Genomic DNA, 12,929 nt, shown 5'->3' on the forward strand with positions numbered 1-12,929 from the left:
TAAAATTCAGATGGGGTAAAAGAATCCCCACCTGAATTAAGAACTTGCTTCAATACTTTTTGTTTATTTACATGATTAAAAGAATACACTATATTACCGCCTGTAGGCTAACAGGAAAGGAGCTTTGGCAAAAATGGATTGTATACGATTCAAAAATGTATGTAAAGATTATGATGGTACGAGTGTAATAAAAGATTTAAATTTGGAAATAAAGCAGGGAGAGAGAATTGTAATTGTGGGACCTTCTGGATGCGGAAAAAGTACAATACTTAGGATGATATCAGGCCTTGAGAGTGTATCATCAGGAGAATTATATTTAGGGGATAAATTAGGTAATGATATAGAGCCTGGAGATAGAAATATTGCTATGGTATTTCAGGATTATGCGCTTTATCCTCACTTGACTGTTTTTGATAACATAACTTTTGGACTTACAATGAATAAGGTACCAAAGGATAAAATAAAAAAGAGAGCTTCTGAAGCAATTAGAATACTGAATTTATTTGGTATTGAAAAGAGATACCCAAAGGAGCTGTCTAGGGGACAGATGCAAAGAGTGGCACTGGCAAGAGCCTTAGTTAAGAGAGCACCTTATTTTCTTTTAGATGAGCCGTTGTCAGATTTAGATTCACAGCTTAGAACCTCTGCAAGAGGTGAATTGGTAAAAATACATGGGCTATACAATCCAACCTTTGTATATGTGACTCATGATCAGGTTGAGGCTATGACTATAGGGAATAGAATTGCAGTGATGGATAAGGGAAAGCTTCAGCAGATGGATACCCCCGAGAATGTTTACAACAGACCTGTAAATACTTTTGTTGCAAAGTTTATGGGCTCACCTTCTATGAATTTAATTAATACTATAGTCATTGGAAATAGATTAATGCTTGGAAGCAATAACATTGAAATACCAGAGATGTGGCTTGATATAATAAAGTCTAGCAATGAAAATAATGTTATTTTTGGAGTAAGACCAGAGCACATTACTATAGGAAATATAAATAATAAAAATTCTTTTTCTATTAAAATTAAATATATAGAAAACCATGGCAGCAGAAAATGTATATATTTTTATTTGGATGAAAATGAAATGATAGCAACTATGGATAGCAGTTATAGTGTTGATAATCTGGGTAGCCTATATTGCAGTATTGACTGGTCAAAGGTACATTTTTTCCATAAAGATGGCATCAATTTCGGCTATGCTGAAGATACAAAAAAAGAGATAGAATTGATTGGCTAATGTAACAATCAGCAATTACCTATGTAAATTTTAATTATTGCAGGTAAAAGTTTTTTAACAAACACATAAACTAAAGTTAATTATATAAGTCTATAATTTAATATTGTAATTAGACAATTATTTTTGTGGAGGTAGTAGATATGGAAAAAGCAGCAGAGCAGATAGAAGAAACATCCAAACAAGAGTATTTTACCAGAAGTAAAATTGTAGAAAAAAAGAAAAGCTTGAGTTTTTTAGAACCATATATGTACATAGTACCCTGTTTGGTAATCTTTATAGCATTTACTTACTTTCCTTTCTTTAAGACCATATACATGAGTTTATATAATACAAATGCCCAGGGAGACCTAAGTTCCTTTGCAGGGTTGTCAAATTATTCAGATCTGTTTAAATCAGCTGCTTTTATAAATAGTATTTTAGTTACCTTTAAATTTGTTATTGTAACTACCATACCATCTATAATAATCGGACTTATATTAGCTCTTGCAGCTAATAACAAATTGAGGCTAAAAGGAGTATTCAGTACTTTTTATGCTATGCCTATGGCGGTGTCTTCTTCATCAGCAGCTATCATATGGTTGCTTTTATTTAATCCTGGTATTGGTCTTGTAAATTTTGTACTGGGAAGAAGTATAGGATGGTTAAGTAGTTCCTTTTGGGGATTTATTGCGGTAGCTGTAGTTGATATATGGCTTCACGGCTGTATGAATTTTATATTTATAATTGCAGGACTTCAAAATATTCCAAGAGAATTGAGTGAAAGTGCTTCTATAGATGGGGCCAATTATTTTCAGCGTTTAAAAAATGTAATATTGCCTTGTCTTTCACCTACACTTTTCTTTGTATTAGTAATAAATGTTGTGAGTTCTTTTCAAGCCTTTGGAGAAATAAACATAATGACTCAGGGGGGCCCAGCAGGAGCAACCAATGTACTTGTATATTCAATTTACAGAGATGCATTTTTTAATAATAAATTTGCCACAGCCAGTGCTGAATCCATAATTTTATTTGTAATAATTCTTGTTGTGACTCTTATTCAGTTCAAATATGAGAAGAAAAAAGTATTTTATCAATAAAAACTAAGGCATATGAAAATAAATAATAAATCAAAGATGCGACGGATATTTTGAATCCAACACCGCAGATAGTGAGCTATCTAAGGGTTCTGTTGACGCAGTAGGATTCAAAATAGACTAGCATACTGACTAGTTATTTATTTGAGTGTGCCTAAGAAGGGAGATGCATTATAAAAATGGAGAAAAATATAAGAAAGATATCACTCTACGGCATAAATATAATCTTTGCATTATTAAGTATATTACCAATTTTGTATGCACTGGATATTAGTCTTATGCCCCATGATCAGATATTTACATATCCACCTAAATTAATACCTACAAAATTGTATTTTCAAAATTACATAGATGTACTTAAGGTGGCACCTATACTTAAATTTATAGTAAACAGCTTCATTGTATCTTCAATAATAACTATAGGACAGATTGTGACTTCTTGCTTAGCAGGCTTTGCTTTTTCTTTCTTCGAATTTAAGGGAAAGAGGATAATTTTTATCATCATTCTGGCTACCATGATGATCCCGGATGAATCAGCTATGATATCAAATTACCTCACAATAGGTAATTTTGATTTGTTGGATACCTACAGGGGATTAGCTATTCCATTCTTAAGTTCTGCCATGGGAATATTCATGGTAAGACAATACTATCTGACTCTTCCTAAAGAAATATATGAAGCAGCTAAAATAGATGGCTGCAGTAATTTTAGATTTTTTATCAGCATAGTATTTCCAATGTCAAAGCCAATTGTAGGTTCTTTAGGGGTTTATACCTTTTTATCCAGCTGGAATTACTATTTGTGGCCGCTGCTTGTAACAAGTAAAGATGATTCAAGAACAGTACAGATTGGTATAAGTATGCTTCAATTTTCTGAGAATCAGTCTTATGGTCTAATAATGGCAGGTATAGTAATGGTTATTTTACCTTCAATTATAATATTTATAATTGGTCAAAAGCAGCTTATAGAGGGAATGACTTCTGGTGCAGTAAAAGGTTAGAGATTTGTAAGTAATTAATTATTGGAAACCTATCGTCTTTATAAGTAGTCTTAAAGGAAACTTTTAAGAATATGTACATGCTTATATTGCAACGATTAGTACTCATATATCAATGAATCTTACTTATTTGGAGTCTTTATTCCAAATGAGTGTAGATGAATTATCTAGGGACGTGTTGCTGTTATCTCCACAATTAGAAGGTGGAGTATTACAGCAGCTAGTCATCGGATAAAATAATAATTTTAAGGGGAGAAATACAATGAAAAAGAAACTTATAAGCATATTGTTGGCTTCAGTTCTAGTAGGAAGCATTTTCACAGGCTGCAGCAGTTCAAACAGTGCACAGGCAAGTGATAAGCCAGTGGAAATTACATTTTGGCATTCAATGTCAGGTAAAAATGGTCAGGCAATTACTAAAATGGTAGATGATTTTAACAGCAGCCACAAGAATATAAAGGTTAACGCTCAATTCCAAGGTAAATATGACGATGCAATAAATAAGTTAAAAAGTGCAGAGAAAGTAAAAAATGGACCGGATGTAATGCAGGTATATGATATAGGTACAAGATTCATGATAGACAGCGGCTGGGTTTTACCAGTACAGAATTTTATAAATGATGAAAAATATGATGTATCAGCTATAGAGCCAAACATAGCAGGATATTATACTGTTAATGATAAACTTTATTCCATGCCTTTTAACACATCTACGCCTATACTTTACTACAATAAGGATGCATTCAAAGCAGCAGGTTTAGACCCTAATAGTCCTCCAAAGACATTTTCAGAATTAGAACAGGCTGCAGCAAAATTGACTAAGAAGGATGGATCAGGAAAGGTTACTCAGTATGGATATGCCATGGCTATTTATGGTTGGTTCTTTGAGCAGTTTGTAGTTAAACAGGGACAAAATTATGCAAACAATGATAATGGTAGAACAAAAGCACCTACAGCTGTAGAATTTGATAAAAATGGTGCAGGACTTAAAGTGTTAAATGAATGGAAAAAACTTGTTGATTCAGGCAATGCAGCTAATTTTGGAAGAGATGAAGACGCTACAGAAAATGCATTTTTAGCTGGTAAAACAGCAATGTACATTGAATCTACAGCAGATTTGTCAGCAGATTTAACTGCTATTGGAAATAAATTTCAACTGGGAACAGCACCACTTCCAACTTTTGATGATGTAAAAGACGGTGGAGTTTCTATAGGTGGAGCTTCTCTATGGGCACTTGACAGTAAGGATAAAGACAAACAAAAAGCAACTTGGGAATTTATGAAATATATGGTATCACCTAAGGAACAAGCTTATTGGGCTTCCCAGACAGGTTATTTTCCAGTTACTAAAAAAGCTTATGATGAGCAGGTAATGAAGGATAATCTAGCTCAGAAACCACAGTTCCAAACTGCTATAGATCAGCTTCATGCATCACCAAAAACAGCTAAGGGAGCTTTAATGTCAGTATTCCCAGAAGCAAGACAGACAATAGAATCAAATATAGAACAAATGCTTCAAAACAGTAAAACTCCTGATCAGGCTATTAAGAGTGCAGCAGATAGTATAAATGCATCCATAAAGAAATACAACGAAGATAATAAGCAGTAGAAAATAAATGTTGTATGATGATACATTATACCAGAGCAAATCTTTGATTTTTTACTTGAGTTAATTTAGTTATGGGGATTAAATTAATTGTGTATGTATTTAGCTTGGTGATTATACTTGATATAAATATAATATTATTCTGTTATAGTAATCGAGATAGGGGATGTAACTATGGTTAAAAGTTTAAATATAGCTCATAGAGGGTTTAGTGGAAAATATCCTGAAAATACCATGATAGCTTTTCAAAAAGCAGTAGAAGCTGGTTGTGATGGAATCGAAACAGATGTGCATATTACAAGAGACGGAGTAATTGTGGTATGTCATGATGAAAAAGTAGATAGAACCACAAATGGACAGGGTTTTATTAAAGATCTCACCTACCAGGAGATAAAAAACTTACATGCTGGTGTAAACTTTGGAGGGGAATTTGAAAACTCTACCATACCAAACATAGACGAATTTTTGGATTACGTTAAGGATAAAAATTTGCTAATAAATATTGAGCTTAAAAATGGAATAATTGAATATGAAAATTTGGAGAAGAGGATTATAGAAAAGATATATGAATATAAATTAAAGGATAATCTTATTCTATCCTCCTTCAATCATTATTCCATGGTAAAGGTTAAAGAACTGGATAATAGTATAAAGATGGGACTTCTATATGCTGCTAATCTTTATAAGGTAGAAGAGTATGCCAAAAAGCTTGGAGCTGATGCTGTTCATCCATATTTTCCATCTGTTATGAAGGAAGATATAGTGAAAGACATTAAAAATAGTAAAATAGCTATAAATACTTATACTGTAAATGAAGAAAAAGACATGAAAAGACTTATAGAATTGGGGATAGATGGTATTATAACTAATTATCCAGATGTACTTGGAAGGTTGATTAAGGAATCGGATCAATGAATTCTTACTTAGTTAAAACTTTTACCACTACTAAGTTTAGATGAATTATCCATAGATTAGTCATTTGATGGAAATAGTTAGCAGTATACTAATTTATTCTATAATGAATAAGTTTTATGAATTACATGGGGAATTTAATATAAATAAAAAGGGGTTGTCTTACAATGCATATCTATTAATTGTAAGACAGCTTCTTTTTTATTTCCAAAAATATTACAACAAAAAATTCGTATAATGTATGACATAAATATGATATACTATTCACAATAGGCGAAATTTCATAATAGATTGTTTATATCAGTGTTTTAAATTTAGCGAGTAAACGTCTTCTTCATGTCACATCGGAGATGCTAATAGTGATATGATTTCTGTTCTAATCTAAGCCAGTATGGATGAATTAATGTATAGAAAATGGTATCATATATTGAGGAATTTTATCATATAACATCATTTACCAAAGAAGCAAGCACATCAAATATGATTTATCCGATGACTACCATCCGTAACACTCCCATCTTCTATCAAAGTGGGAGATAACGGATGGTATGTCCCTGGATAACGATTTCTAAGTATCGAAAATACCGATACTAAGAACTCTGTTTATCCAGAGGTGAATGTATTGTGGATGCACTCCTGGGGTGAATAATAATTGGAGGGTGGTTATGAATAAAAATAATCTATATTTTCATATTCATTACTGCAATCATAGAGAAAAATATGAGGATTGGCATAATAAAAATAAAATTACAAGAAGAATAAAGCATCATGAACTCTTTTTGGTAGCTGGTGGAAAGGGCTATATAACTCTTGAAGATAAAAAATATTCTGTTAAAAAGGGTATGCTCTTTTATTTTAAGCCTAATGTTTTGCATTCTATTGAGTCAGATTTAGAAAATTCTCTTAAATTTCTATCTGTACATTTTAGCTTTGTGCACGTTAACTATTATGACAAAAAGTGGAGTCTTGCTGAGGAAAGTAAGGCCATGAATTTTAATAATATGCAGGAACTTAAGGATTATTATCCAATTTTCAATACCTTTAGAAAGCTGGTTGAAACTTGGGATGTAAAGCTGCCTAGCTATGAATTTATATCTAAGATTATATTGCAGCAGCTCATATTTGAAATTCAAGATAATTTAAAAAGACAGACCGCTAATTATGCTACAACCATAAAAATTAAGAAAATTATAAAATATATGAATGAGCATATAAATTCTGTAGTAACACTTACTAGTCTTTCAGAAATTGTAACTTTGTCACCCACTTATCTATCTAGAATATTTAAAGAAAGTACTGGATATTCTGTTATTGAATTTTTTAATAAAATGAAGATTGATAAAGCTAAAGAGCTTATCAGTGAAGGAGATAAAAAAATAAAGGAAGTGTCAGAGCTTCTTGGTTTTAAAGATGAGTTCTACTTCAGCAGGCTATTTAAAAAAGTAGAAGGTGTAAGTCCAAGGGAATTTTACAGCAGAAATGTCCATGAAAATTAAAATATTACATGGTAATAAGGCTTTCTTGGATTTATAATTAATACATAATAATCAAAGTATTAAGGAAAAAATATATTAAGATATTTAGGTTTATTTTAATTGGAAATATAAGAATGTTGCGAACTAGCATGAAAGTTTCTGTTCATTAACCAGTGAAAGCTTTCACCCATCAATGAGCAAAAATCTCTGCTTGTTAGTTAGATCAATCTTTATTGTTAGTTCGTCCTTTCTTACAAATGCGAAAGAAGGTTTATCTATTGAAAATTTGGAAAAGAAATTTAATAGTATGCTGGTTTGGAACCTTTGTGACACTTATAGGTATGAGTCAGATTGCTCCTATAATGCCTCTTTATATAAAGCAGTTAGGAATTCACAATACTTCTCAAATTGAGCAAATAGCCGGAATTGCCTTTGGAGTTACTTTTGTTGTGTCTGCAATTTTTTCGCCCATTTGGGGATATGCAGCAGATAAGGTTGGACGAAAGCCTATGCTTTTACGTGCTAGTTTCGGTATGGCTATTGTAGTAGGGAGTATGGGGCTTGCGCAGAATGTATATGAACTCATTGCGCTTAGAATGCTTCAGGGAGTTATAACAGGATACAGTACTGCCTGTACTACTCTAATAGCAACTCAAACGGAGAAAAAACATGCTGGTTGGGCACTAGGAGTATTGTCTACGGCCTTTGTATCCGGCTCATTGCTCGGACCACTGATGGGAGGATATCTGGATGAGTTTTTGGGACTAAAATTCACTTTTTTCCTCACTGGTGGACTAATGTTTGTTGTGTTTTTCACAACGCTATTTTTTGTAAAGGAAAACTTTGTTCCATCTGCAAAGAAAAAGGTGGAGAGTACAAAAGAAGTTTGGAGACAATTGCCAAATTCTAAAATCATATTAACTTTATTTGTAAGTTCTTTTATATTACAATTTGCTTACTACTCAATAGAACCTATAATAACCGTTTATATAGGTCAGTTGTCTAGAAATTTAAATCATATTGCCCTTATTTCAGGTATGGCATTTTCAGCTTCAGGACTTGCAAGTATTATAGCTGCACCAAGACTTGGAAGACTTTCTGATAGAATAGGTCCTCAAAAGGTGGTATTAGGAGCACTTATTTTGGCTGGAATAATATTTATACCACAGGCATTTGTAAAAAATCCATGGCAGCTTATGGCCTTGCGCTTTGGTCTTGGAATTGCAACAGCAGGTTTATCACCATCTATTAATACTCTCTTAAAGAAAATAACTCCAGAGAGACTTACAGGAAGAATATTTGGATTTAATATATCGGCTTATTATATGGGAACCTTCACCGGATCTGTAGTTGGCGGACAGATAGCATCCCGCTTGGGAATAAAATATGTATTTTTTATAACAAGTGCACTGCTATTTTTTAATGCAATATGGATTTACAAGAGAGTATATATAAAATTGAAAAATTATAGTACAGCTGAACAGGCAGATATTGCTGCAGATGAAGAGGTTGACGGAAAAACAGTTCACAGAACGGCGTAGAATGATAAGATTTTTTCTTTGACTATATGAACATTTTTAAGTAGATTTTAGTTGAATATTATATAATTTCAATATATAATATTTACAATAAAGTTTAGGAGGATAATTATGAAGAAAGCACTTAATATAAATAAAATTAATTTAATGCATCATCATCACTAGAGACTTGCTCTGCTTAAAGGTGGATACAAGTCTGTTTATGTAGGCTTGTGTCTCTGAGTGATAATGAATTAAGTGTAATTCATAATTTGTTAGACCATGTGGGATATATGCCTGCATGGTTTTTTGTTATACAAAAATCAAAGATTATAGAGGGAGAGAAAATATATGAATAATAATATAATTAAGCCAAGTATATTACCAGGTTTTATGGAGTTATTACCAGAGGAACAGGAAAAATTTAATGATATAGTAAATAAAATACTCCAAGTTTATGAGAAAAATGGATGTATGGCTATAGATACGCCCATAATAGAGAAGGCCGATGTTTTACTTGCTAAAACAGGAGGAGAAACAGAAAAACAGGTTTACAGCTTTAAAAAGGGAAAAAATGATCTGGCATTGAGGTTCGATTTAACCGTACCCTTTGCCAGATATGTAGCTCAATATTATAATGAATTAACCTTTCCCTTTAGAAGATATCAACTTGGAAAGGTTTATAGGGGAGAGAGAAATCAAAAGGGAAGATATAGAGAGTTTTATCAGTGTGATGTAGATGTAATAGGCAGGAATAAACTAAGTATAAATAATGATGCCTGGGTTATAAGTTTAGCATCAAAGGCATTTAAAGCTATAGGCCTAGAAAAGTATAAATTTCAAATAAGTAATAGAAAAATACTAAAAGGCATATTAAATGAGTTAAAAATAGATAATTCCAAAGATGTAATGATATTAATTGATAAATATGATAAAATCGGAAAATTAAGTTTTGATGAAGAACTTACAAAATTAATTGGCAAAGATAAAAGTGAATATTTAAGCAGTGTATTAGATATTAGCGGAGAGAATGAAGAAATATTAGAAGCATTATTAAAGCTTGATATTAAAGATAATTATTTTACTGAAGGAGTTAAGGAACTTAAGAAAGTAAAACAGGTATTGGAGATTTTAGGTGTACAGGATAAAGAATTTACAATCAATTTAAAGATTATAAGAGGTCTAGATTATTATACAGGAACCGTTTTTGAAACACTTTTAATAGGTAATGAAGGCTACGGATCTGTTTGTTCGGGTGGAAGGTATGACAATTTAGCTGAAAACTATACGGATAATATATTGCCTGGGGTTGGAATTTCCATAGGAATAACAAGATTATTTTTTGTTTTAAAGGAAATAGGCTTTCTTGATAATTATAATATAAAGAGAAAGCTGGAATATTTAATAATACCAGTAGATGATACAATGGAATATTGCGGCGCTGTAATGAAAAGGCTGCAGGAAAAGGGAATTGGAGCTACCATATATCTCGAAGATGATTCCTTAAAGAAAAAAATGAATTATGCTAATAAGCTGGGGGTAGAAAATGTAGTATTAATTGGGGAAGAAGAAGTAATAAAAAATGAAGTGAAGATAAAAAATATGAATTTAGGCAAGGAAATTAGAGTGAAGCTTGAGGAATTTTGATGAATAAAAAATTAATATTATTATTGAATAAAGTTGAATTTTGAAGTAAACAGCAAAAGTACCGTAAAATTTAATAAATCTTACGGTACTTTAAAATTATTAAGTTTTAAAAATTATCCTTCACTTCTTAACACCCAGGTAGTACTCTGGTAGTCACCCTGTAAATCTGGAATATTAAGTCCTGCATACATTAGCTCATCTCCGGAAAATGTACCTTCCCTACCTTCAATTGAGTAATCTTTCTCAGGATCCAGGCCTCTAAAATATATTCTATTTACTGGTTCATTTGGAGTTGCAAGTACTCTGAAATAGGCAGCAAAAGCTTTAGTTTTGTCTTCTGAAACTACTATCCAAGCGGCTTCATTGCCTTCAAAAGGACTCAAGAGTCTATACATATCTCCAAATTGAACAAGCTCCCTAAGGGATTTGTATTGTTTAACCTGATCTTTTACAATTTCCTTTTCCTCCTCAGAAAATTTTGTAAGATCCAGCTCGTATCCAAAGTTACCAGACATAGCTACATCACCCCTCATCTTTAGAGAAGTGTTTCTGTGAACCTGATGGTTTGGAACTGCTGAAACGTGAGCACCAATGGTGCTGATAGGGTAAACTATACTGGTACCATATTGGATTTTTAATCTCTCTACTGCATCTGTATCATCACTGGTCCAAATTTGAGGCATATAATATAATATACCTGCATCAAATCGGCCGCCGCCGCCTGAGCAGCCTTCAAAGAGCACATTTGGAAAGTCTGTAGTAAGTTTTTCATAAATTTTATATAGTCCAAGTATATATCTATGAGCTGTTTCTCTCTGCCTTTCAGGAGATAAAGACTCTGATCCTATTTCCGTCATATTTCTATTCATATCCCATTTAACATATTCTATATGGACATTGCTTAAAATATCTGATACTGATTTTATAATATATTCACATACATCTTCTCTTGAAAGATCCAGTATCAGTTGTTTTCTAGCCTGAGTACGTCTTCTGTCCGGTACATGAAGACACCAATCTGGATGAGATCTGTATAGATCACTGTCAGGGGATACCATCTCAGGTTCAAACCACAGTCCAAATTTTAAATCTAGATTATTTATTCTATTTGCAAGATCACCTAAACCCTTAGGAAGTTTTTTTGCATCAACTACCCAATCACCTAAGGAGCAGTCATCATTGTCTCTTTTTCCAAACCAGCCGTCATCCAGTACAAAGAGTTCAATACCAAGTTCCTTAGCAACATTAGCTATGTTTTCTATTTTTTCTGCATTAAACTTAAAATAAGTTGCTTCCCAGTTGTTAACCAGAACAGGTCTTGTTTTATCTCTGAAATTTCCCCTGCATAATCTGCTGCGGTATAGCTTATGATATGTTCTTGACATTCCACCTAAGCCCTTTGAGGAATAAACAAGCACAGTTTCAGGAGTTTGAAAAGATTCATTTGGTTCTAAGATCCAGGAGAAATCAAAGGGGTTTATGCCAAGAGATACTCTTGTAGTTTTATATTGATCAACCTCTGCCTGAGCTATGAAATTTCCACTGTAAACCAGATTAAAGCCATATACATCGCCATATTCTTCAGAAGCATCTTTACTCAGCAGTGCAATAAAGGGGTTATGTTCATGACTGCTTGCACCACGTCTGCTTTCTACAGATTGATTTCCGTTTATAAGAGGAGTTCTTTCAATTTGTCTTTCTCTTGCCCAAGATCCGTGAAGGTGAAGAAAATCATAATTATAATTGTCAAAATCAATACTTGCACTTAAGGCACTGAGCAGCTTTAATTTTGTATTACCGCTGTTTATGAAACGTACATTTCTTGTGATTACATCATATTTATTATAAGCTGTATAGGATAAAATTACATTAAGACCTATTAGTGAATCCTGTAATACTATTTCCAAGGTATCCGCTTCATCATCACTTTCCACATAAGTAGCAGGCAGGCCTTCAAGTTTTGGCTTACCCTTTGTAATTTTGTGAGAAGCATATCTTAAATCGGTTATAGTTGATCCATTTTCCAGTTGAACGGAATAAGCAGGTACTCTGAAATCACTGGTACCGTAAGAAGGATACTCCTGAGGCAATGTGTCAAGGGATAGTAATTCATTATCGGGATCAGGATTTGGTGAGAAGGAGCCCCTTCGTTTGATGGATAAAAGTTCCTCAGCATTAAAGGTTCTGAGTTTTCTTCCCCAATAAAGATGAACTAAATAATTTTCATCATGTACTTGCAATATATAACTGCTGTTTCCAGCCTTAAGGTGAAATGTTCTCGTATTTCCATCATAAATAATACTCATAATTTATCCTCCCATATAGTATGTAACTGAATAGTTAATCGGATTATTCAGCTCATATTAAATTAAATTTCAAATAAAATTATGTTTTCTTTTAACTATTGAAGCAAGTTCTTAATTCAGGTGGGGATTCTTTTACCCCATCTGAATTT

General features: G+C 32.7%; 9 protein-coding genes. 8 read left to right on the top strand and 1 reads right to left on the bottom strand.

Annotation, left to right across the window (positions count from 1 at the left end; translation table 11 throughout):
- Nucleotides 1-133 precede the first annotated feature (133 nt).
- The 8 genes from ABF633_RS19660 (at nucleotide 134) to hisS (ending at nucleotide 10,474) form a co-directional block, all read left to right on the top strand.
- A complete protein-coding gene (locus tag ABF633_RS19660) occupies nucleotides 134-1,246 on the top strand; it encodes an ABC transporter ATP-binding protein (protein ID WP_415526235.1) in 1,113 nt (370 codons plus the stop codon).
- A gap of 140 nt (nucleotides 1,247-1,386) precedes the next feature.
- On the top strand, nucleotides 1,387-2,322 hold the full coding sequence (locus tag ABF633_RS19665) for a carbohydrate ABC transporter permease (protein ID WP_415526237.1): 936 nt from the start codon (nucleotides 1,387-1,389) through the stop codon (nucleotides 2,320-2,322).
- Nucleotides 2,323-2,498: 176 nt separating this feature from the next.
- Nucleotides 2,499-3,320 carry a carbohydrate ABC transporter permease gene (locus ABF633_RS19670; protein ID WP_415526239.1) on the top strand — a complete coding sequence of 274 codons (822 nt, stop codon included), beginning with the start codon at nucleotides 2,499-2,501 and terminating at the stop codon, nucleotides 3,318-3,320.
- 259 nt (nucleotides 3,321-3,579) lie between these two features.
- Nucleotides 3,580-4,926, top strand: a complete 1,347-nt coding sequence (locus ABF633_RS19675; RefSeq protein WP_415526241.1) for an ABC transporter substrate-binding protein — start codon at nucleotides 3,580-3,582, stop codon at nucleotides 4,924-4,926.
- Nucleotides 4,927-5,097: 171 nt separating this feature from the next.
- On the top strand, nucleotides 5,098-5,838 hold the full coding sequence (locus tag ABF633_RS19680; RefSeq protein ID WP_415526243.1) for a glycerophosphodiester phosphodiesterase: 741 nt from the start codon (nucleotides 5,098-5,100) through the stop codon (nucleotides 5,836-5,838).
- Between the two features lie 662 nt (nucleotides 5,839-6,500).
- Nucleotides 6,501-7,331 carry a helix-turn-helix domain-containing protein gene (locus ABF633_RS19685; RefSeq protein ID WP_415526245.1) on the top strand — a complete coding sequence of 277 codons (831 nt, stop codon included), beginning with the start codon at nucleotides 6,501-6,503 and terminating at the stop codon, nucleotides 7,329-7,331.
- A 257-nt stretch (nucleotides 7,332-7,588) separates the two neighbouring features.
- On the top strand, nucleotides 7,589-8,851 hold the full coding sequence (locus ABF633_RS19690; protein WP_415526247.1) for a multidrug efflux MFS transporter: 1,263 nt from the start codon (nucleotides 7,589-7,591) through the stop codon (nucleotides 8,849-8,851).
- A gap of 327 nt (nucleotides 8,852-9,178) precedes the next feature.
- The gene (gene hisS, locus ABF633_RS19695; RefSeq protein ID WP_415526249.1) at nucleotides 9,179-10,474 is read left to right on the top strand and encodes a histidine--tRNA ligase; all 1,296 of its coding nucleotides are present in this window, start codon (nucleotides 9,179-9,181) and stop codon (nucleotides 10,472-10,474) included.
- A gap of 113 nt (nucleotides 10,475-10,587) precedes the next feature.
- On the opposite strand, the gene ABF633_RS19700 is transcribed toward hisS, so the two are convergent.
- On the bottom strand, nucleotides 10,588-12,780 hold the full coding sequence (locus ABF633_RS19700) for an alpha-galactosidase (protein WP_415526251.1): 2,193 nt from the start codon (nucleotides 12,778-12,780) through the stop codon (nucleotides 10,588-10,590).
- Nucleotides 12,781-12,929: the final 149 nt, after the last annotated feature.

The sequence above is a fragment of the Clostridium sp. genome (assembly GCF_047718555.1).
GTDB lineage: Bacteria > Bacillota > Clostridia > Clostridiales > Clostridiaceae > Clostridium_I.

Excerpts from the sequence above, each read along its gene's own strand:
- ABF633_RS19670 (WP_415526239.1), top strand. The coding sequence starts at position 2,499 with ATGGAGAAAAATATAAGAAAGATATCACTCTACGGCATAAATATAATC.
- ABF633_RS19680 (WP_415526243.1), top strand. The coding sequence starts at position 5,098 with ATGGTTAAAAGTTTAAATATAGCTCATAGAGGGTTTAGTGGAAAATAT.
- ABF633_RS19675 (WP_415526241.1), top strand. The coding sequence starts at position 3,580 with ATGAAAAAGAAACTTATAAGCATATTGTTGGCTTCAGTTCTAGTAGGA.
- ABF633_RS19665 (WP_415526237.1), top strand. The coding sequence starts at position 1,387 with ATGGAAAAAGCAGCAGAGCAGATAGAAGAAACATCCAAACAAGAGTAT.
- ABF633_RS19685 (WP_415526245.1), top strand. The coding sequence starts at position 6,501 with ATGAATAAAAATAATCTATATTTTCATATTCATTACTGCAATCATAGA.
- ABF633_RS19660 (WP_415526235.1), top strand. The coding sequence starts at position 134 with ATGGATTGTATACGATTCAAAAATGTATGTAAAGATTATGATGGTACG.
- hisS (WP_415526249.1), top strand. The coding sequence starts at position 9,179 with ATGAATAATAATATAATTAAGCCAAGTATATTACCAGGTTTTATGGAG.
- ABF633_RS19700 (WP_415526251.1), bottom strand. The coding sequence starts at position 12,780 with ATGAGTATTATTTATGATGGAAATACGAGAACATTTCACCTTAAGGCT.